Annotated in this window: 16 protein-coding genes; 14 read left to right on the top strand and 2 right to left on the bottom strand. The window is 63.3% G+C overall.

The features are described 5' to 3' along the window. The first annotated feature begins 102 nt into the window (after positions 1-102). On the top strand, positions 103-999 hold the full coding sequence (locus VPH41_RS00595) for a LysR substrate-binding domain-containing protein (RefSeq protein ID WP_193317418.1): 897 nt from the start codon (positions 103-105) through the stop codon (positions 997-999). Between the two features lie 6 nt (positions 1,000-1,005). Here the strand turns inward: VPH41_RS00595 and VPH41_RS00600 are convergent, their stop codons facing one another. After that, positions 1,006-1,398, bottom strand: a complete 393-nt coding sequence (locus tag VPH41_RS00600) for a VOC family protein (protein WP_328568621.1) — start codon at positions 1,396-1,398, stop codon at positions 1,006-1,008. A gap of 52 nt (positions 1,399-1,450) precedes the next feature. Then, positions 1,451-2,239, bottom strand: coding sequence for an AraC family transcriptional regulator (locus tag VPH41_RS00605; protein ID WP_328568622.1), 789 nt, complete (start codon positions 2,237-2,239; stop codon positions 1,451-1,453). A gap of 131 nt (positions 2,240-2,370) precedes the next feature. Here VPH41_RS00605 and leuS point away from each other — a divergent pair, with 131 nt between their 5' ends. The 13 genes from leuS to VPH41_RS00670 all read left to right on the top strand — a co-directional run bounded on the left by leuS (position 2,371) and on the right by VPH41_RS00670 (position 22,263). Continuing rightward, positions 2,371-5,010: a leucine--tRNA ligase gene (gene leuS, locus VPH41_RS00610; RefSeq protein ID WP_328568623.1), complete on the top strand. Its 2,640-nt coding sequence runs from the start codon at positions 2,371-2,373 to the stop codon at positions 5,008-5,010. Positions 5,011-5,012: 2 nt separating this feature from the next. Beyond that, positions 5,013-5,612 (top strand): LPS-assembly lipoprotein LptE, encoded by a 600-nt coding sequence (locus VPH41_RS00615; RefSeq protein ID WP_328568624.1) that lies wholly within the window; start codon positions 5,013-5,015, stop codon positions 5,610-5,612. 10 nt (positions 5,613-5,622) lie between these two features. Beyond that, positions 5,623-6,639 carry a DNA polymerase III subunit delta gene (gene holA / locus VPH41_RS00620; protein WP_058048018.1) on the top strand — a complete coding sequence of 339 codons (1,017 nt, stop codon included), beginning with the start codon at positions 5,623-5,625 and terminating at the stop codon, positions 6,637-6,639. A gap of 23 nt (positions 6,640-6,662) precedes the next feature. Beyond that, positions 6,663-7,934 (top strand): glutamate-5-semialdehyde dehydrogenase, encoded by a 1,272-nt coding sequence (locus VPH41_RS00625; protein ID WP_328568625.1) that lies wholly within the window; start codon positions 6,663-6,665, stop codon positions 7,932-7,934. Positions 7,935-8,018: 84 nt separating this feature from the next. Next, complete coding sequence (locus tag VPH41_RS00630) at positions 8,019-8,456, top strand: CopD family protein (protein WP_034745744.1); 438 nt, start codon at positions 8,019-8,021, stop codon at positions 8,454-8,456. A 10-nt stretch (positions 8,457-8,466) separates the two neighbouring features. Beyond that, positions 8,467-9,081 carry a 2-hydroxychromene-2-carboxylate isomerase gene (locus VPH41_RS00635; RefSeq protein ID WP_287776881.1) on the top strand — a complete coding sequence of 205 codons (615 nt, stop codon included), beginning with the start codon at positions 8,467-8,469 and terminating at the stop codon, positions 9,079-9,081. A gap of 156 nt (positions 9,082-9,237) precedes the next feature. Next, the gene (locus VPH41_RS00640) at positions 9,238-10,443 is read left to right on the top strand and encodes a THUMP domain-containing class I SAM-dependent RNA methyltransferase (RefSeq protein ID WP_405002792.1); all 1,206 of its coding nucleotides are present in this window, start codon (positions 9,238-9,240) and stop codon (positions 10,441-10,443) included. Positions 10,444-10,516: 73 nt separating this feature from the next. Continuing rightward, positions 10,517-11,797, top strand: coding sequence for a multidrug effflux MFS transporter (locus VPH41_RS00645; RefSeq protein ID WP_264372543.1), 1,281 nt, complete (start codon positions 10,517-10,519; stop codon positions 11,795-11,797). Between the two features lie 203 nt (positions 11,798-12,000). After that, on the top strand, positions 12,001-14,154 hold the full coding sequence (locus VPH41_RS00650) for an HDOD domain-containing protein (RefSeq protein WP_328568626.1): 2,154 nt from the start codon (positions 12,001-12,003) through the stop codon (positions 14,152-14,154). Positions 14,155-14,159: 5 nt separating this feature from the next. Then, positions 14,160-16,364: an EAL domain-containing response regulator gene (locus VPH41_RS00655; protein ID WP_152254858.1), complete on the top strand. Its 2,205-nt coding sequence runs from the start codon at positions 14,160-14,162 to the stop codon at positions 16,362-16,364. A gap of 3 nt (positions 16,365-16,367) precedes the next feature. Beyond that, entirely contained in the window at positions 16,368-17,942 is a 1,575-nt protein-coding gene (locus VPH41_RS00660) for an SEL1-like repeat protein (protein WP_328568627.1), read from the top strand. 365 nt (positions 17,943-18,307) lie between these two features. After that, positions 18,308-18,946 (top strand): DUF4197 domain-containing protein, encoded by a 639-nt coding sequence (locus VPH41_RS00665; protein WP_328568628.1) that lies wholly within the window; start codon positions 18,308-18,310, stop codon positions 18,944-18,946. 380 nt (positions 18,947-19,326) lie between these two features. After that, on the top strand, positions 19,327-22,263 hold the full coding sequence (locus VPH41_RS00670) for a YjbH domain-containing protein (RefSeq protein ID WP_328568629.1): 2,937 nt from the start codon (positions 19,327-19,329) through the stop codon (positions 22,261-22,263). The last annotated feature ends 43 nt before the right edge of the window (positions 22,264-22,306 follow it).

Consider the following 22,306-nt stretch of genomic DNA (forward strand, 5'->3'; position numbering starts at 1 on the left):
GGTTTTTGCCTAGCCTTGCGCAAACGATTTTTTCGCACCCAGACATGCGTATCATGCATATCTTGCGGCATACTGGCGGTCTTTTACCGGCCGGATATCCCCATGTCACGCAAAATCCCCATGCTGCAAGCCTTGAATTGCTTCGAGGCGGCCGCGCGCCACCAGAGCTATACGCATGCGGCGCGCGAATTGTCGCTGACGCAAAGCGCCGTGTCGCGCCAGATTTCATCGCTGGAAAGTTTTCTCGGTGTGCAACTGTTCCAGCGCACGCGCCATGGCGTGCTGCTGACCAGCGCCGGCGCCGCCTATGCGCGGCAGATCGCGGCGCGCCTCGATGGCCTGGAGCGCGACACGCTCGACACCATGGCGCGCCAGGGCGGTGGCGGCGCCTTGCAGCTCGCTTCCGTGCCCACGTTTGCCACGCGCTGGCTGATGCCGCGGCTGTCCTCGCTGGCGGGGCAGCACCCGGACATCGTCGTGCATATCGATGCCTATACGAAACCGTTCATGTTTGCCGATACGGAATACGACGGCGCCCTGTATGCGGGCACGCCCGAGCAACTGGCGCGCTGGCCCGGCACGCGCGCCACCTTGCTCATGCATGAAGAGATCGTGCCCGTCGCCAGCCCGCGCCTGCTGGCGGCGCGCAGCCATTGGCAGCCGCAGGACTTGTTGGAGCTGACCCTGCTGCAGCAAAGTACGCGCCCGGGCGCCTGGCGCCAGTGGTTTGACGCCATGCAAGTGGATGGCGCACTGGCCCGTTATGGTGCCCGCTATGAATTGTTTTCCATGCTGGCCATGGCCGCCGTGCAAGGGCAGGGCGTGGTCTTGCTGCCGCGCATGCTGGTGGAGGCGGAACTGGCGCGCGGCGAGCTGCGCATCGCGTGCGAGCGCCCACTGCGGGGGCAGCGGGCCTATTACCTGATTACGCCGGAAGCGGCGCATGAAAAAACGGCCTTGCAGCAATTCCGGCTGTGGCTGCAAGGCGAAGCCGCCTGAGGCAACTCAAACCACCTTGGCCGTATCGAAATGGGGATTGTCGATGAGGCCGATCTGGTTGCCGAACGGGTCGAGCAATTCCACCGTGCGGATGCCGTCGCCCACGTCCGTGATCGGGTGGTGCAGGGTGCCGCCCAGTTTGATGATGCGCTCGACTTCCTGTTCGATGCCTTCCACGCCCCAGTACGTCACGCTGCCTTGCGTGCCCGCTTCGCCGCCGGGCAGCAGGCCCAGCTCGAAGCCGCCGATGGCAAACCCCACATAAAACGGCTGGTCGAAATACGGCGCCGTGCCAAATACCTGGCTGTACCAGGCCTTGGCCTGGTCCAGGTCGGGGACGGGATAGGTGACGGTGCGCAAGCCCTTGATCATGTTCTGCTCCTGTTGGTTGAAATGCATGACGCCATGATGCCACCGGCGCGCGGCGCGCGATTGGAAAAATGGAAGGTGGTCACGCGCGCCGGCCCGTCAGCCATGCCTCGGGCGAGCTGTGGGCGAAATCCTGGAAGTCGTGGATCAGGTGCGACTGGTCGAAATAGCCATATTTCAAGGCCACTTGCGCCCAGTCCGGCTGTCCCGCCAGGCTCTTCACGCCCAGGCTGGCGGCACGGAAGCGGCAGATACGGGCAAACAGCTTGGGGCTGATGCCGACTTGCTGGCGAAACTGCTGCGCCAGGTGCTGGCGCGACACGCCCAGCTGCCGTGCCAGGCCCTCCACGCGCACCAGGCCCTGCGCGCCTTCGATGGCCGCGATGGCGTGGACGGCCACGCCCGCCGGCGCCAGGGGCGGCCCGGCGCGCAGGCGCAGCAGCAGATAATCTTGCAAAATGGCAATGCGTTGCATATTGCTTAGGGGATCGCTCCACAGCGCATCGTCCAGGCGTGCCGCCAGGTCGCGCCCCCACAGTTGCTGCAATCCCGCGCGGCCATCGTTGAGTTCGCACAAGGGCAGCTGGAAGAAGCGCGCCGCCGCGCCCGGCTTGAAGCGGGCCGCCACCGTCTGCACGCGGCCCTGGCTGACGACGGCAATCGGCGCCGTCATCATGCCGACGGCAAAGCTGGCATCGTGCTGGTCCTGGCACAGGATGTCGATGCAATTGTCGGGCAAGACCTGGTGCGTGAGGGGCGTGGCGCCCGTTTGCACGCGGCACGTCCAGACGCAGTCCAGCCAGGGCCGCAGGGCGGGGATGGGCGGATATTCCTGGTAGACGATCATGGCCGGCGTTGATGCAAAGAACAAGATTGTGACATATGACACAGCATAATTGGACACCGGCAAAAATATGCGAGACGGGGCCGCCAGCGCGCCGCGCTATCGGGTGGCGACAACCAGTATAATGCTCGGTTCATATCCACTATTGGCCGCACATCATGCAAGATAAATATAGTCCCGCCGACGTCGAACAAGCCGCCCAATCGCACTGGAAGGCGATCGACGCCTATAAAGCCGTCGAACACGACCCGCGTTTCCCAAAAGGCAAGTATTTTGCTTGCTCGATGCTACCTTACCCTTCGGGCAAGCTGCACATGGGTCACGTGCGCAACTATACGATCAATGACGTGATGTACCGCTACCTGCGCATGAACGGCTACAACGTGCTCATGCCGATGGGCTGGGATGCGTTCGGCATGCCGGCGGAAAACGCGGCCATGGCCAACAACGTGCCGCCCGCGCAATGGACGTATTCGAACATTGCCCACATGAAGCAGCAGATGGAATCGATGGGCCTGGCCATCGACTGGTCGCGTGAAATGACCGCCTGCAAGCCCGAATACTACAAATGGAACCAGTGGATGTTCCTGAAGATGCTGGAAAAAGGCATCATCTACAAAAAGACCGGTACCGTGAACTGGGACCCGATCGACCAGACCGTGCTGGCCAACGAACAAGTGGTCGACGGCAAGGGCTGGCGCTCGGGCGCGCTGATCGAAAAGCGCGAAATCCCCATGTACTACGCGCGCATCACCGATTACGCGGAAGAGTTGCTGGCGTATGTGGATGACAAGCTGCCGGGCTGGCCCGAGCGCGTGCGCATCATGCAGACCAACTGGATCGGCAAGTCGACCGGCGTGCGCTTCGCCTTCCCGCACACGATCGCGGATGCCGAAGGCAGCCTGATCGGCGACGGCAAGCTGTATGTGTTTACCACGCGTCCGGACACCGTCATGGGCGTGACCTTCTGCGCCGTGGCCGCCGAGCACCCGCTGGCCATCCACGCCGCGCAGACCAATCCCGCACTGGCCGCCTTCAACGCCGAATGCAAGCTCGGTTCCGTGATCGAAGCGGACATGGCAACGATGGAGAAGAAGGGCATGCCGACGGGCCTGTTCGTCACCCATCCGTTGACGGGCGCGCAGGTGGAAGTCTGGGTCGGCAACTACGTGCTGATCACCTACGGCGATGGCGCCGTGATGGGCGTGCCGGCGCACGACGAGCGCGATTTCGGCTTTGCCAAGAAATACGACCTGCCGATCAAGCAAGTGATCGAAGTCAAGGGCCAGGAATTCTCGACGGATGCCTGGCAGGAATCGTATGGCAGCAAGGATGGCGTCTGCGTCGCTTCCGGCAAATACGACGGCCTGCATTTCGCCTCCGCCGTCGATGCGGTGGCCGCCGACCTGGCCGAACTGGGCCTGGGCGAAAAGAAAACCACGTTCCGCCTGCGCGACTGGGGCATTTCGCGCCAGCGCTACTGGGGCACGCCGATTCCGATGATCCATTGCGCCGACTGCGGCGTGGTGCCTGTGCCGGAAAAAGATCTGCCGGTGGTGCTGCCGGAAGACTGCGTGCCGGACGGCACGGGTAATCCGCTGAACAAGTATGAAGCTTTCCTCCAGTGCGACTGCCCGCAGTGCGGCAAGCCGGCGCGCCGCGAGACGGACACCATGGATACCTTCGTCGATTCGTCGTGGTACTACATGCGCTATACCTCGCCAGGCTCGAACGACGCCATGGTCGACGCGCGCAACGATTACTGGATGCCGATGGACCAGTACATCGGCGGCATCGAACACGCCGTCATGCACTTGCTGTACGCGCGCTTCTGGACCAAGATCATGCGCGACTTCGGCCTGGTCAAGTTCGACGAGCCATTCGTGAACCTGCTGACGCAAGGCATGGTGCTCAACGAAACCTACTTCCGCAAGGATGCGGCGGGCAAGACCACCTGGTTCAACCCGGACGACGTGCGCCTGTCGCTCGATGACAAGGGCCGTCCGCAAAGCGCCATCCTGGTGGCCGACGGCCAGCCGGTGGAAATCGGCGGCACGGAAAAAATGTCGAAATCGAAGAACAACGGCATCGACCCGCAAGCGCAGATCGAGCAGTACGGCGCCGACACGGCCCGCCTGTTCACCATGTTCGCCTCGCCGCCGGAACAGACGCTGGAATGGTCGGGCAGCGGCGTCGAAGGCGCGAACCGCTTCCTGCGCCGCGTGTGGAACTTCGGCTACGCGCAGTCGGCCGGCATCCAGGCGGCACTGGCCGGCGGCGCCGCGCCTGCCACGGGCGACGCACAGAAAAACCTGCGCCGCGAATTGCACAAGCTGCTGCAGCAAGCCGATTACGACTTGAAGCGCATCCAGTACAACACCGTGGTGTCGGCCTGCATGAAGATGCTCAACACCCTGGAATCGGCCAAGCTCGACGACAGCGCGCAGTCGAAGGCCCTGATCGCCGAAGGCTTCTCCATCTTCCTGCGCCTGCTCAACCCTGTCGCGCCGCACATCACCCACGTGCTGTGGCAGGAGCTGGGCTACGCGGGCGTGCATGGCGACCTGCTCAACGCGCCGTGGCCGCAAGTCGACCCGGCCGCATTGGAACAGTCCGAAATCGAGATGATGATCCAGGTGAACGGCAAGCTGCGCGGCTCGATCACGGTGGCCAAGGATGCGGACAAGGCCAGCATCGAAGCGGCCGCGCTGGCGTGCGAAAGTGTGCAAAAGTACGTCGAGACCACGCCGAAGAAGATCATCGTCGTGCCAGGCAAGTTAATCAGCATCGTGGTGTAATCATGACGACCTCCTCTTCCGTATCGCTGCTGGGCGGGCGCGCATGGCGCGCCATGCTGGCCATTGCCCTGACCATGCTGTTGTCGGCCTGCGGCTTTCACTTGCGCGGTTCGAACGGCAGTTTCATGCTGCCGTTCGCGACGATGTATATCGGCTTGCCCGATACGTCGCCGCTGGCGATCGGCCTGAAGCGCTATATCCGCGCCATCGGCAGCACGGAGGTGGTGAACACCAAGGATGGCGCCGACGCCATCCTTGAAGTGCTCAGCGACCCGGAGAGGAACCGTACCAAGACCATTCTGTCGCTGAACAAAAATGGCCGGGTGCAGGAATACCAGCTCGGCTACTCGATCAATTTCCGCGTCGTCGACAAGGCCGGCAACCAGTTGCTGGTACCGACTACCATCAGCCTGGTGCGTCCGATCACCTTCGACGATTCGCAGGTGCTGGCCAAGGAAACCGAGGAAGCGGCGCTGTACCGCGACATGCGCAACGACCTGGTGCAGCAGATCATGCGCCGCCTGGCCGCCATCAAGCCGGTGCTGCCGGCCATGTCGGTGGCGCCCGTGACGCCGGTCGCACCGCCTGCCCCGCAGCAGTAACGGGGACGCCATGCAATTGCGGATAGACGCGCTCGACGGGCATGTGGCCAAGCCGCTGGCGCAGCTGTATGTGATCACCAGCGACGAGCATTTGCTGGCGCTGGAAGCGGCCGACAAGATCCGCCGCGCGGCGCGTGCGCAGGGTTACTCCGAGCGCGACGTGCTGACGGTGGAGCGCAGCTTCAAGTGGGGCGAACTGCTGGCGGCGAACCAGGAGCTGTCGCTGTTTGGCGATAAAAAACTGATCGAACTGCGCATCCCCACCGGCAAGCCGGGCAAGGATGGCGGCGCGGCGCTGCAAAGCTATGCGAAAAACCTCAGTCCCGACAACCTGACCCTGATCACCTTGCCCAAGCTGGACTGGGCCACGCAGAAGGCGGCGTGGGTGGCCAGCCTGCAGCAGGCGGCCGTGTATATCGACATCCCGAATGTGGAACGGGCGCAGTTGCCGGCCTGGATATCCCAGCGCCTGGCCGCGCAGGGGCAGAGCGCCGAACGGGCCAGCATCGACTTCATCGCCGAACGCGTGGAGGGCAATTTGCTGGCGGCGCATCAGGAAATCCAGAAACTGGGCTTGCTGCATGCTGCGGGCAAGCTGACGTACGAGCAAGTGCAGGACGCGGTGCTGAACGTGGCCCGCTACGATGTCTTCAAGCTGTCCGAAGCCATGCTGGCCGGCGATCCGGCGCGCCTGGTGCGCATGCTCGAAGGCTTGAAGGGCGAGGGCGAGGCGCTGCCGCTGGTCTTGTGGGCCGTCTCCGAGGAAATCCGCACGCTGTTAAAATTGAAGGCCGGCATGGCGCAAGGGCGTCCATTGGGCGCGCTGCTGAAGGAATACCGCATCTGGGGACCGCGCGAGCGGATGATGGAGCCGGCCCTGCGGCGCATTTCGCTGCCCGTGCTGGAAGCGGCGCTGCAGCAGGCGGCGCAGGTGGACAAGATGATCAAGGGCTTGCGCGCCAAGGGCTACGCGGGCGATGCCTGGGATGCCATGCTGCAGCTGGGCCTGAAGATCGCCCGAGGCTAGTTTTTTACTATATGGATACGAGCATGGACATCACAGAATATATGCAGGACGTGGGCACGCGCGCACGCGCCGCGTCGCGCGCCATGGCGCGTGCCGACAGCGCCACGCGCAACCGCGCCTTGAGCCTGATCGCCGCCGCCATCGTGCGCGATGCGGACCTGCTGCGCGCGGCCAACCAGCGCGACCTTGACGCGGCGGCCGCCGCCGGTCTGGCGCCGGCCATGCTCGACCGCCTGACCCTGTCCGACGCCGCCATCGCCACCATGGTCGAAGGCTTGACGCAGATCGTCGCGCTGGCCGATCCGATCGGCGAAATCTCGAACATGAAGTTCCGCCCGACGGGCATCCAGGTGGGCCAGATGCGCGTGCCGCTGGGCGTCATCGGCATCATCTATGAAGCGCGGCCGAACGTGACGGTGGACGCGGCCGGCCTGTGCATCAAGAGCGGCAACGCGACGATTTTGCGCGGCGGCTCGGAAGCGATTCACTGCAACCGCGCGCTGGCCAAGCTGGTGCAGGAAGGGCTGCTGGGGGCAGGCTTGCCGGCCGATGCCGTGCAGGTCATCGATACCACCGACCGCGCCGCCGTCGGCGCCCTGATCACCATGCCGCAGTACGTGGACGTCATCGTGCCGCGCGGCGGCAAGGGACTGATCGCACGCCTGATGGACGAGGCCACCGTGCCGATGATCAAGCATCTCGACGGCATCTGCCACGTCTATATCGACGCCAAGGCGGATCTGAAAAAAGCGCTGGAAATCGGCTTCAACGCGAAATGCCACCGCTATGGCACCTGCAACACCATGGAAACCCTGCTGGTGTCGCGCGCCATCGCCGCGACCGTGCTGCCGCAGCTGGCCGAACTGTACCTGACCAAGCAGGTGGAACTGCGCGCCGATCCGGAAAGTCATGCGATCCTGGCCGCCGCTGCCTATCCGCACCTGGTGCCCGCCACCGAGGAAGACTGGCGCACCGAATACCTGGCCGCCATCCTGTCGGTAAAAGTGGTCGACGGCATCGACGAAGCGATGGACCACATCAACCGGTATTCGTCGAAACACACGGAAGCCATCATCACGGAAGACTACAGCGATGCACTGCGCTTCCTGCGCGAAGTCGATTCCGCTTCCGTAATGGTGAATGCCTCGACGCGTTTCGCCGACGGCTTCGAATATGGCCTGGGCGCCGAGATCGGCATTTCGAACGACAAGCTGCACGCGCGCGGCCCGGTGGGACTGGAAGGCCTGACTTCGCTCAAATACGTGGTCTTTGGCCACGGCGAAGTGCGCAAGTAAGAAACGTAGGTAGTACGCGTGCGCGGGCGGCCCACGAGGTGGCCCGTGCTCTCATTTCTGTAGCTCTCTGACACTGGGAACCCCATGCTTTTTCTCTGGACCAAAGCCTTCCACATCATCTTCGTCATGTCCTGGTTCGCCGGCCTGTTTTACTTGCCGCGCATTTTCGTGAACCTGGCGATGGAGACGGAAACAGTGGCGACCGAGCGGCTGCTGCTGATGGCGCGCAAGCTGTACCGCTTCATGTCCCTGCTGGCGTTGCCGGCCATGGTGCTGGGACTGGCGTTGATGTGGATGTTGTACGGCGGGGGCGAAGGCCGCATGAAGATGCCGGGCTGGATGCACGCCAAGCTGACGTTCGTGGTGCTGCTGCTCGGCTATCACCACGCCTGCGGTTCCATCCTGCGCAAGTTTGAAAAAGGTCTCAACAAGCGCAGCCACACCTGGTTCCGCTGGTTTAACGAGGTGCCGGTGGTGATGCTGCTGGCCGTCGTCGTGCTGGTCGTGGTCAAGCCTTTCTAAGGGAGTCGAGATGAGTGCAAGCCAGAGCAAAGTCGTGCAGTATTTCTTCGCGCCCCACTCGCCATGGACCTACCTGGGCCACGCGCGCCTGATGGCCATCGCCGCGAAGACGGGCGCGCAGATCGACGTGCGGCCCTTCGACCTGGGCAAGGTCTTCAGCGTGTCGGGCGGCCTGCCGCTGGCCAAGCGCGCGCCGCAGCGCCAGGCGTACCGCCTGGCCGAACTGGCGCGCTGGTCGGCCTTCCTGCAAGTGCCTTTGAATCTGCAGCCGAAGTTCTTTCCCGTGTCGCCGGAAGCGTCGGCCAAGCTGATCATCGCCACGCGCCTGGCGCATGGCGTGGAAGCGTCGCTGAACCTGGCGCACGCCATCATGCGGGGACTGTGGGCCGAAGAGCGCAACATCGGCGACGAAGAGACGCTGGTGCAGATCGCCGTCGACGCGGGCTTTGATGGCCGCCAGTTGCTCAAGACGTCGGAAACGGCCAGCGTGCAGGCCGAATACGATGCCAACACGGAGGCAGCAACTGCCGCTTCCGTCTTCGGCTCGCCGTGGTACATCGTCGATGGCGAGGGTTACTGGGGCCAGGACCGCCTCGATTTTGTCGAGCGGGCGCTGGAAAAGTAGTTTGTAGAGAGTAGTCAGTAACCCCAAGAGCAGAACTGGGGTCGGTCCCCGCAGGATCGGGATGTGCCCCACTGGGACGCATCCCCCTCAGGGTCCGACCCCGGCCTTTTTTGGGGTTTTCATTGAACGTGTTTTTCAACGGATAAAAGGTACACCATGGCTTCATATTTTTGCCCATGCCCGCGCGGCATGGAAGCGGCGCTGGCCGAGGAACTGGGCGAGATTGCCCAGGACAGTTCGACCATGAAGGTCCACAACCAGGTGCCGGGCGGCGTACATTGCTCGGGCGACCTGCTTGATTCCTACCGCATCAACCTGCATTCGCGCATTGCTTCGCGCGTGCTGATGCGCATGGCCCATTCCGGCTACAAGACGGAAAACGATATCTATGACCTGACCCTGGCGCAATCCTGGGAAGACTGGTTCGGCGTGCACCACACGATCCGCGTCGACGTCACGGCCGTGAAGTCGCCGCTGCGCAGCCTGGAATTCACGACATTGAAGATCAAGGATGCGATCTGCGACCGCTTCCGCGACCAGTTCAACGAGCGTCCGTCGGTCAACACCAAGACGCCGGACATGCGCATCGTCGGCTTCCTCGACGCGCACACGTTTACCGTGTATCTCGACACCTCGGGCGAAGCCCTGTTCAAGCGCGGCTGGCGCGAAGAGACGGGCGACGCGCCGCTGCGCGAAAACCTGGCCGCCGGCCTGCTGCGCGTGTCGGGCTGGAAGCCGGGCATGGTGCTGTTCGACCCGATGTGCGGTTCCGGCACCATCCTGGCCGAAGCGGCGCAGATGCTGCAAGGCATTCCGCCGGGCGCTTCGCGCCAGTTCGCCTTTGAAAACTTCCACGACTTCGATCCGGCGCCGTGGAATGCCATGAAAAACGCCATCAAGGTCAATCCGCTGCCGGCCGAGCCGACCATTTTCGGCAGCGATATCTCGGGCGACATGGTGGCGATGACGCGCCATAACCTGCGTTGCGCCGGCGTGCGCTTCGAGGTGCCGCTGAAGCAGATCGAGGCGCAGGAAGTCAAGCCGCCAAGCGACGTGCCTGGCATCATGCTGACCAACCCGCCTTACGGCGAGCGTATCGGCGTGCGCGGCGACAGCACCATTCCGGAAGATGAACTGTCGACGTCCTTCTATTCGGCCATGGGCACGACCCTGAAGCAGCGTTTCGCCGGCTGGACCGTGTTCCTGTTTACGGCCGACCTGGGCCTGCCCAAGCTGCTGCGTCTGAAAGAAGCGCGCAAGACGCCATTCTTCAACGGCGCGCTGGAATGCCGTCTGTTCCGTTTCGATATGGTCGCCGGGTACAACCGTAGAGAAGAAGCCAAGCCGAAGCCACAGCAGTAAGCGTTCGTCGCAAGACCCCGCAGTAACCCCGCGCGCGGACCGTCACCGGTCCGCGCGCCACTTTGGACCCACCATGTTTCCCACCCCTCCGGCCGATGTGCCGCCCGACCCGGTCACGCCCGTTCCGCCTCCCACACCGAGCCATATGGCGCCTTTGAGCCGCGGTGCGCTGGCCATGATGCTGGCCGGCCTGTCGATGCTGGGACCCCTGTCGATCGACACCTATCTGCCTGCCTTTGGCGCGATCCAGGGTTCGCTGCAGGCGTCGCCGCTGGAAGTGCAGCAGTCGCTGACGTTCTACATGCTGGCCTTTGCCGGCATGGTGCTGTGGCATGGCGCGATCTCGGACACCTTCGGCCGGCGCAACGTCATTCTCGTGTCCCTGCTGATGTTTGCCATCGGCTCGCTCGGCTGCGCTTCGGCGCACACGGTGCACTATCTGTGGTTCTTCCGCATCATGCAGGGCGTGTCGGCCGGCGCCGGCGTGGTGATCAGCCGCGCCATCATCCGCGACCTGTATTCCGATGCGGCGGCGGCCCGTTTGCTGTCGCTGGTGACGATGATCTTTTCCATCGCCCCGGCCGTGGCGCCGATTCTCGGCGGCTGGATCGTCATCTGGTTCGACTGGCGCTCTATCTTCCTGTTCCTCGCCTTTTACACGGTGATCCTGCTGGCGTTCTGCTACTGGCGCCTGCCCGAAACCCTGCCGGTGGAAAAGCGCCAGCCCTTCAATCCCCGCTTTTTGGCGTCGAGCTATGGCCAGATCCTGCGCTCGCCCCTGTTTCACATCAAGGCCGGCATCGTCGCCCTCAATTTCGCGGGCCTGTTCCTGTTCATCACGGCCGCGCCGGAAATGCTGCCCAAGCAGCTGCACCTGGGGCCATCGCAGTTCGGCTGGCTGTTCATCCCCTGCGTGAGCGGGATTTTCATGGGGGCGCTGGCGGCCAACCGCATCGCCGGCAAGGTCACGTTCGCGCGCCAGATCGGCATCGGCTTCGCCTTCCTGCTGTGCGCAGCCAGCGTCAATGTCGTGTACCACCTGTTCCTGCCGCCATCGCTGCCCTGGTCGGTGCTGCCCCTGTTCTTCTACACCTTCGGCATGTCGCTGGTGGGGCCGGGCGCGACCTTGCTGGCGCTGGATCTGTTCCCGCATATCCGCGGCACGGTGGCCTCGTGCCAGTCGTTCGCCAGCACCTTGCTCGGTGCCGTGGTGGCTGGCGTGATCTCGCCGCTGCTGTCCGGTTCCGTGCTGTGGCTGGCGTCGGGCCAGCTGGGGTTTACGGCGCTGGCACTGGCGCTGTGGCTGCTCTCGCGGCGCTTCCGCCACCGTTTACTTGGTGCCATCAAGGCATAAGTTTCCATCGCAGAACGCTGGATTTATTTCAACTTAATTTTCTATATTGCAAGTAATATCCGAGGCTTATGATAAGATGACTTTTTTCCCGGCATCCTCTCAGGCAGTCTATTTTTTGGTTACAGGAGTGGAGGATTCCTCTGAACGTGGCCGCGCTTCGCTGCTGAGCGCTCTTCCTTATCGAACCGGCAATGCCTGATACGATGCATCAATCTGATCACGATATTCGCAATCGCCTGCTGATTGCCCGCCTGCCGGCCATGCCGCAGATCCTCATCAAGCTGATCGCCCACCTGCAGGCCGACGATGCCGGCATGCCGGAGCTGGCCGCGCTGATCGCCAAGGATGCGGGCATGACCAGCAAGATCCTCGGCGTGGCCAACAGCTCGGCCTACCACCGCCAGGGCAAGGTCGTCAGCCTGGAACAATCGCTCGTCTCGCTGGGCACGGACATGATCAAGACCCTGGTCATCAGCGAATCCGTCTTCCAGACCTTTAACAGCTTTCCCCATTCCGGCAGCACGGATTTGCGCGCCTTCTGGAAAAGCTCGCTATCGGCTGCCGTCATGGCGCGCGCGCTGGCCAAGGCCATGGCCTATCCGCACGCCGAGGAAGCGTATCTGGCAGGCTTGCTGCACAACGTGGGCCGCCTGGCCTTGCTGGCCACGGCGCCGAAGGAATACGCGTTCAATTTCACGGCGCGCGACGATGCCGCCCTGTGCGCGGTGGAGCAGCGCACCCTGCAGATCACGCATGCCGAAGCGGGCGCCTGGCTGATCGAACGCTGGCATCTCGATTCCTTCCTGGCCGACAGCGTGCTGTATCACCATGAACCGCTGGCGCGCCTGGAAGCGAGCCATCCCCTGATCCGCATCGTGCGCCTGGCGCATCTGCTGTGCAGCCATGCCGACGATGCGGAGTCGATCGCGCAGGCGGCAAGCCTGTGTGCGCTGGACGTCGCGGCGCTGGAAGACCTGGCCGGCAGCGTGGCGCGCCAGGTGGAGCAGGCCGCGCAGCACCTGGGCATCGACCTGGCCGGCGCGGACGATATCGTCACGCCGCCCGCATATGCGCCGCCAGCCGTCGATCCGGTGCAGCAGCGCCTGTCCGATGAAGTGCGCAACATGGTACTGGTGTCCGAGGTGGGGCAGACCTTTGCCCGCCAGCAGGGCGAGAGCAGCCTGCTGGAAGCCATTACGCGCTCGGCGCGCATCCTGTTCGACTTCGACACGGCCGTCATCCTGCTGCAAAACCCCACCGGCCATGCGCTGGTGGGCGTGGCGGCGGGAGAACATCAGCAGCGCCTGGCCGGTTTTTCGATCCCGCTGGCCAAGGGCGGTCCGCTGGCCGCATCGGCCCTGGAATGCAAGCAGGCGTTCTTAAAGCGCGACATGCCGGCGCTGGGCATCGTCGAGGAGCAGCTGTTCCGCATTCTCGGCACGGACAGCCTGGTCTGCGTGCCGCTGGTGGCGGGCCAGCGCAGCCTGGGCGTGCTGATCGGCGGCGTGGCGGCGTGGCAGATTCCCGCCTGCCAGAAGCGCGAGGGTTTCCTGCGCGCGTATGCCAACCAGGCCGCCACGGCGCTGGAAACGGCCATCAGCGCGCGCGGCCTGGCACGGCGCCAGCTCGATCACGTGGCCGAGGAATACCGCGCCGCATCGCGCCGCGTCGTGCATGAAGTGAATAACCCGCTGTCCATCATCAAGAACTACCTGAGCGTGCTCGATCACAAGCTGGAGAAGCAGGAGCCGGTGACGGGCGAGATGTCGATCCTGAACGAGGAAATCGACCGGGTCGGCCAGTTGATCAGCGGCCTGGCCGATCTGCAGCCGGCGGCGGCCAGTGGCGTCACCGATTGCGCGCGCGTGGTCGACGACGTGCTGCGGCTGTTCCGCGCCACCGATTTCCTGCCGCCGAAGATCGAAGTGGTCACGCGCATGCAGGATGCGCCATGCGAGGTGGAGGCCGATGCCGACATGCTCAAGCAAATCCTGCTCAACCTGCTGAAAAACGCCGTCGAAGCCTTGCCCGATGGCGGACGCATCGAAGTGGCGAACCGTGGCCACGTCAACCGCGACCGCCGCCTGTACCTGGAACTGTGCGTCAGCGACAATGGCGCCGGCCTGGCGCCGGAAGTGCTGGCCAATCTGTTTTCTCCCGTGCGCAGCAACAAGGAAGGCGCGCATCACGGCCTGGGCCTGTCCATCGTGCATGACCTTGTCACGCGCCTGCATGGCGTGATCGGCTGCCGCAGCAGCAAGTCCGGCACCTCGTTTGAAATCCTGCTGCCCATTCCCTTGCCGGCGGCCGCCGCAGCCGCGCTGCCCGCCCCCGGCAACACCGCCCTGTCTTCGTAACGTCCATGAACTCCTCCGCCATTCCATTTGACCTGGAAAACAGCCCGCGCATCCTGCTCGTCGACGACGAGCCCCGTTTGCTCGCCTCCCTCCACGAATTGCTGAAGGACCGCGGCTACCAGCTGTACACGGCCACCTGCGGCAGCGAGGCGCTGGCGCAGTTGTCGAAACTGCGCTTCGACCTGATCCTGCTCGACCTGCGCCTGCCCGACATGAGCGGCCATGAAATCATGGACCACATCAACCGGCGCGGCATCGAGGGCGACGTGATCGTCATGAGCGGCGACGTCGGCATCGAGGCGGCCATCGGCGCCCTGAAACGCGGCGCCTATGATTATCTGCGCAAGCCCTACAGCCGCGAAGAGCTGCTCAAGACGGTGGAGAACGCGCTGCAAAAGCGCAAGCTGGCGCTGGAGAACGAGCGCATCGCGCTGCAGCTGGAAAACTCGGAAAAGATGTACCGCTACCTGGTCGACAGCTCGCCCGACATCATCTATACCCTGAACCACGAAGGCCGCATCACCTTCATCAACGACCGGGTGCACCAGTTGCTGGGCTTTAGCCGCGAAGAACTGATCGGCAGCCATTACTCGATTCTCGTCCACGATGAAGACCAGGAGCGGGCGCGTTATGCCTTCAACGAGCGCCGCCTCGACGAGCGCGCCTCGCGCAATGTGGAACTGCGCCTGAAGTGTCATAGCGGCAGCGGCAGCGACCGTACCTTCAACAATACCCTGATGACGATCCCGCTCAATTCGATCGGCATGCACAGCCTCGATCACGAAGCCCGCAAGCAGGAATACTTCGGCACCTACGGCGTGGCGCGCGACATCACCGACCGCAAGCGGGCCGAGGAAGTCATTTCCTACCAGGCCTACCACGACATCCTGACGGACCTGCCGAACCGCATGCTGTTCAAGGACCGCCTGGGGCTGGCCGTGATCCAGGCGCGGCGCAAGCTGACGGAGCTGGCCGTGATGTTCATCGACCTGGACCGCTTCAAGCTGGTCAACGATACCCTGGGCCACGTGAAGGGCGACGAGCTGCTGCAGCAGGTGGCGCTGCGCCTGAAGGATTGCCTGCGCCGCGGCGATACCCTGGCGCGCCAGGGCGGCGATGAATTCACCATCGTGCTGCCGGAACTGCGCGACCGCCAGGATGCGCGCCTGATCGCCGACAAGTTCCTCGAATGCCTGCACCAGCCCTTCGACCTCGATGGCAACCAGGTGCACATTTCGGCCTCCATCGGCATCGCCATTTATCCGGGTGACGGCGAGACCATCGACGAACTGCTGCGCCATGCCGACATCGCCATGTACCAGGTCAAGGCGCTGGGCAAGAACGGCCACAGTTTTTATCACGAGTCCATGCTCGACGTGTCGCACCAGAAGATCGCGCTCGAGCAGAGCCTGCGCAAGGCGCTGGAGCTGAACCAGCTGGAGATGTATTACCAGCCGCAGGTCGATGTGATGACGGGCCGCATCGTCGGCGCCGAAGGCCTGATGCGCTGGAACCACCCGCAACGGGGCTTGCTGACGGCCGGCGAATTCCTGCCGTTCGCCGAGGAAAACGGCTTGATGCTGCCGATCTCGGACTGGATGCTGGGCGCCCTGTGCCGCGATCTGGTGCAGTGGAACGCGGCCGGCGGCGAAGCCGTGCGCCTGTCGCTCAATTTGTCGCCGCAATACCTGGACCGGGGCGACTTTTTCGAGAAGATGCGCGGCGCGCTGACGCGCTACGGCATCGCGCCGGAAAAGATCGAAGTGGAAATCACGGAAAACATCTGCATCCGCAATCCGCAGTATGCGATCGAGCAGTTGAACAAGCTGTGCCAGCTGGGCGTGTCGGTCGCCATCGACGATTTCGGCACCGGCTATTCCTCGCTGTCGTATCTGCACCGCTTCCCCATCCACACGATCAAGATCGACCAGTCGTTTGTGAAGGAAATCCACGACGAGCACGGGCACTATCCCGTCATCCTGGCCATCATTTCCATCGCGCGCGGACTGGGCCTGCACCTGATTGCCGAAGGCGTGGAAACGGAAGGCCAGGCGCGCTACCTGCAGGACAAGGGCTGCACCACGATGCAGGGCTATCTGTACCACCGGCCCATTTCGCTGGGCAGTTTCATCGGCGTGCTGCAGGAGCAGAACCGCCTGATCGCCGGTGCCGCACCGGGCGAACCGCAGCCGCTGGCCATCGAGGCCTGATCCATGCCGCCTGCAGATCCCCGCCACACGGCCGCTCATTACACGGCTGACTACCTGCGCCTGAAAGGACTGGCGGAGAAGGGCAATGCGAACGCCCAGCATAGCCTGGGCTTCATGTATTTCAATGGCCAGGGTATCGAGCAAAGCTATGCGCAGGCATTGCACTGGTATGGCCTGGCTGCCGCGCAGGGACTCGAGCACGCGCAATACAACCTGGGCGTGATGAGCCAGAAGGGACAGGGCGTGCCGCAGGATTTCGTGCAGGCCGCGCACTGGTACCAGCAGGCGGCCGAGCAGGGCTACGCGGCGGCGCAGTACAACCTGGGCTGGCTGTATGCCAAGGGCCAGGGTATCGCGCAGGACAGCGGGCAAGCCATGCTGTGGTTCAGCCGCGCAGCAGAGCAGGGCGACGCGGGCGCGCAAAACAATCTGGGCATGATGTATGACAATGGCAAGGGCGTGCCGCAGGACTTCGTGCAAGCCATCGCCTGGTACCGCAAGGCGGCCGAGCAGGGGTATGCGCGCGCCCAGTTCAACCTGGGCCTGCGCTACGACAATGGCCAGGGCGTGCGCCAGGACCGCCAGCAGGCGAGCGCCTGGATGCGCAAGGCGGCCGAGCAGGGATACGCGCCGGCCCAGTTCAACCTGGCGCTGCGCTATGCAAATGGCGACGTGCTGCCGCAGGACAGCGGCCAGGCCATCGCCTGGTACCGGCGCGCGGCCGAGCAGGGCCACGCCAGTTCGCAGTTCAACCTGGGCCTGATCTACGACAATGGCCAGGGCGTGCCCTGCGATAAACAGGCGGCGCTCGAATGGTACGTGAAGGCGGCCGGCCAGGGGCACGCGGCGGCCCAGCACAACCTGGGCCTGCACCATGAACATGGTGCGCAGGACTATACGCGGGCGCAGGTGTTCTACCGCCAGGCGGCCGGGCAGGGTTTTCCCGCGGCACAGTATCAGCTGGGACTGCTGCATGAACATGGGCAGGGCATGCCTGTCGATGCGCAGGAAGCCATCTTCTGGTACCGCAAGGCGGCCGACCAAGGGCATGTGCGGGCGCAGTTCGACCTGGGCCTGCGCCATGAACATGGCCAGGGCGTGCCGCAGGATCTGGCGCTGGCGCTGGAATGGTACCGCCGCGCCGCTGAGCAGGATTACGCGCCGGCGCAATACATGCAGGGCGTGCTGCACGACCGCGACGACGGCCCGGCGCCCGACAGCCAGCTGGCTTGCGCCTGTTATTGCCGCGCCGCCGCGCAAGGCCACAGCCTGGCCCAGTTCGCGCTGGGCCTGCGGCACGACAATGGCCAGGACGTGCCGCAGGATTATGCCGCCGCCTGGGACTGGTATGCGCTGGCCGCGCGCCAGGGCCATGCGCGGGCGCAAATGAATCTGGGCTTGATGGCGGCCAGCGGCCAGGGTGGCCCGCTCGATTTGCAGCAGGCGTATATCTGGCTGTCGATGGCGGCGGCGGCCGGCGTGGCCGGCGCGGAAAAATCCTTGCGCCAGACGGCGGCGCGCATGCGCGAGACCGACTTGATACAGGTGCGCCAGCGCCTGGCAGCGCTGGCCGATTAACCTCGATTGCATATCGCGGCATTGCCTGTGCGAAACGGGCGTGCCGGGCCATGCCGACAGCTGTTTCGTTGATCCGCAGGCGTCTTTCGCCCGCCGGCGCGCGCCGGCCCCTCCCATCCATACCATGCGGCACCGTCCAAACGTGCGTGGATACAACAGGATTTGTTGTATCGTGCGCTCCCGCGCCGGTACCCACGTATATTTCTTCAGCGACAAAAGTGCCGGCGCCGCCGTGGTTTGCTATGCTAAGGGTTCAAGAATCGCCCGATGCGCCATTGGCTCTTACACAAAGGATGATTATGCGCCCGAAATTTCTCCCCGCTCCCTCCGCCGCCCTGTTGTGCGCTGTGGCGTTGTGCTCGTCCATGGCAATCGCGGCCACCCCGCTCGCGGCCCTGACCAATCAGGAGGCCAGCAGTGGCTTGAAGGCGGCGCTGGATGCCGGTTCCGCCGCTGCCGTAGCCAAACTGGGCGTTGAAAATGGATTCCTGAATAACGACAAGGTCAAAATCAAGCTGCCCGGCATCCTGGAGCAAGCCAAGCCCTTGCTGAAGATGACGGGGCGCGGCCAGCAACTGGACGATCTGGTGGTGGCGATGAACCGTGCCGCCGAGTCTGCCGTGCCCATGGCCAAGCCCTTGCTGCTCGACGCGGTGAAGTCGATGAGCGTGACGGATGCGAAAAATATCCTGTCCGGTGGCGATACTTCGGTGACGGACTTTTTCCGCCAGAAAACATCCGCACCCCTGGCCGTCAAATTCCTGCCCATCGTGAAATCCGTCACCGACCGCTCGGGCCTGGCCAGCAAATACAACAGCACCATGAGCCAGATCGGCAAGACGGGCCTGGTGCCGCAGCAGCAATCGACGGTGGAAGCTTATGTCACGGACCGTGCGCTGGACGGCCTGTACCTGATGATCGGCGAGGAAGAAAAAGCCATCCGCAGCAATCCGCTTGAATATGGCAGCAAGATTATCGGCAAAGTGTTTGGCAGTTTGAAGTGAATGTTTAAGCCTGCAGCAAGGCCGCAGGCGGCGTTTGCGCCACATTGACAGGTGTGGCGCAAGGGAAACAAGTTAAGCATTTGCTACAAGAAAACAATGTTAAAATTCTGCGACATAAATTCCTGAGGCATGGTCAAGCAACTATCAACTGCTCAGGAGTGCCTGGTTTTAGTGGCGAACTGATGCGTGGCATTGCAAGATGCCCGTCGGTTGGCCTTTTTTCGTTTCATTCACGTTTCCCCAAGCTCATTGATTTTCTGAATACATTGTCAGGAATTCCAGGTGCAGGATATTTTAGGTAGCCGGATTTGTTAAGCGTACTCAGAAAATCAATTAAATATACCTGGTGTGGTTGCTTGGTGCTTGGCGCGCCTTCGGCGATGGCCGCCACCCCGAATCATGGTGGCCAATCCGGGTATATCAATATGCCCAGTGCCTTGGTGGAAACAGACGGGACCTTCAGCGTCGGGTATAGCTACGACAGCCCGTATGGCCAGTTGTGGGTCACGGCGGATATCCTGCCTTTCCTGCAAATGACGGGGCGTTATGTGTCGATCACGGGCATTCCCGGTTTTACCAACACGCCCGGCGAATACGGCAGCGGCTATGGCCGCTACAAGGATAAGGTCGTCGACGGCAAACTGCGCCTGTGGAGCGAATCGGAGTGGATGCCGTCGGTCGCCGTCGGCATGACGGATCTGTTCGGTACCGAGTTGTTCAAGGGCCAATATTTGGTTGCCACCAAGACTTTTGGCGCCAGCAAGAATATCGAAGCGAGCTTGGGTTATGCGCACAAGCGCCCGGACGGCGTGTTTGCCGGCGCACGCTGGACCCCGGCCGCGCTGCCGCGCTGGTCGGTGGTGGCCGAGTACGATACCACCAATTATCTGCGCGATTTCCGTGCCAGCGAAACGAACGCCGGCAAGCGCCGCAAGGGCGCGTCCGTGGGCCTGGAATACCGCTGGGGCTGGCTTGCCCTGCAGGCGGCGCGCAACCGCGACCAGTTCAGCGTGAACGCCTATGTCAGTATTCCGTTTGGCGAACGCGAGTTCGTTCCCAAGGTGTATGAGCCACCATATTTCGTGGATGACAAGAATCCGCCGCCGCTGCCCAGCAAGGAAGAATGGCACCGCGACGCCGTGTATGGCGCCGACCTGGTCAATGCCCTGGCGAAGCAGGACTACAAGAACATCCGTGTCGAGCAAGAAGGCAATGTCCTCAGCCTGAGCCTGACCAACAGCCGTATTTCGAATATGGGCCGGGCCGTTGGCCGTGCTGCGCGCACCGCCGTCGCCTTCACGCCGAAGGGCGTGACGACCCTGCGCATCACGTACACCAAGCTGGACCAGCCAATCGCCACCTACGAATTCTTTGACCTGCCAAAACTGAACGACTATCTGGCCGGCAAGATCGACCGCAAGGCGTTCCTCGACGTCGTCCTGCTGCGTTATCCGGAGAAAAGCGACGTCATCCGCGATGATCAGCAAAGCTGGCTGCAGGAATTCCTCGACAAGCCAGCGCCTGTCGTGGCGGCCGCACCGGCACCGGCACCGGCACTTGCGGCGGCTCCTGCCAGCGCGCCTGCTGCCGTTGCGCCAGCGGCAGCTACCCCTGCCGTTTCCGCGCCAGCTCCAGCCAAGGCTGCCAGTGTCCTCAAGGACGATGGCAAGCTGGCCGTCGGTGTCGGCGTCGATGGCGACGTGGTGCAGATCAAATCGCTGGACCGGGAAGCGAACCGCTTCAAGGTCGCCCCGAAGGTGGGCTTCTTCTTCAATGATCCGAGCGGCGCCTTCCGTTATTCGATATCGGCGGTCGCCAATTATGACCGCCGCCTGGGCGATGGCCTGTACCTCAATAGCGCCGCCAGCCTGCAGTTGCTGGAAACGGTGTCGGGCGTCAAGCAGCCATCGAACAGTAACTTGCCGCACGTGCGTACCGATGTGGCGGAATATTTGCGCGGCGGGCGATTCTCGCTGAGCCGCGTCTTGCTGAACAAATACAACAATCCCGCCGAACGCGTGTATACCCGCATGTCGGCGGGCCTGTATGAAGATATGTTCCGCGGCGTTGGCGGCCAGGTGTTGTACCTGCCGAAGGACAGCCGCTGGGCGGCCGATGTGGCGGTCGATGCCTTGCAGCAGCGTGGCTATAAAGGCTTGCTCGATACACTCGACTACAAGACGGTGACGGCGATCGGTTCCCTGCATTACCGCTTGCCGCACGACATTACCGTGACGGCCCGCGCCGGTCGCTTCCTGGCGAAAGACACGGGCGTGCGCATGGAGTTCAAGCGCCGCTTCCAGTCCGGCATCGAAGTCGGCGCCTGGTACACGCATACGAATGGCAACGATATCACCAGTCCCGGTACGCCATCGAAGCCTTACCAGGACCGTGGCGTTTTCCTGTCCGTCCCGCTGAACAGCATGTTGCCGATGGACACGCAATCGACGGCCGGCTTCGCCATCTCGCCATGGACGCGCGACGTGGGACAGATGGTGGCTTCGCCTGGCGACCTGTACGACATGTTCGAGCGTCCGCGCGCCGACATGCACAGCTACGATGGCCTGGGTAACTTTGCCGAGCGTCCGGACGAGCAGCACCTGCCGGCCGTCAATCCGCCGGACCGGCCGTTTGTCAGCCCATGGCCAGCGTTTCGCGCGCGGCTGGATCAGTCGGCTTCCGCCTTGCCGCAACCGGCCGAGTGGGTCAAGGCCACGGCCCTGATCGGCGGCGTGGTGGTGGCTTCCGCATTGGCCGACAAACCCGTCGACCGTTTCGTCAAGAAACACGAGGACTCGAAGGTTTACCGCAATTGGGACAAGCTGGGCAAGGCCATGCCGTATGCGGCGGTGGGCGCCGCTGCCGCTGCTTTCGCCTTGGGCGATGACCGCATGCAAAATACGGGACTCATTTCCCTGCAATCGGTTGCTGCGGCAACGGGCCTGGCCGTGGCCGGCAAATATGCGTTTGGCCGCGCCCGTCCAGAAGAAGACCTCGGCGCGTGGAGCCGTGTCGGCAGCAGCAGTTCCCGTTCGAATTCCTCCTTCCCTTCCGCGCATGCCGCGATCGGCTTTGCTGCCGTGACGCCGTTTGCCAAGGAATACGATGCGCCCTGGCTGTACAGCGTGGCGGCCGTGGGTTCCGCCGGCCGCGTGTTTGGCCGCAAGCACTGGGTCTCGGATACGGTCGCCGGCGGTATCCTGGGCTACGCCATGGGCAGCTGGCTGTGGCACGCGCAGCGCGACCAGAGCAAATCGGGTTTGTCGATCAATCCCGGGCCGAAAGAAATCAGCGTGACCTGGCAGGGCAAGTATTAAGCGCGCATGGCGCCCCCTTTACTCATACAACATCATTCATCCA

This window comes from Janthinobacterium sp. P210006, assembly GCF_036231885.1.
Taxonomy (GTDB): domain Bacteria; phylum Pseudomonadota; class Gammaproteobacteria; order Burkholderiales; family Burkholderiaceae_D; genus Janthinobacterium; species Janthinobacterium violaceinigrum.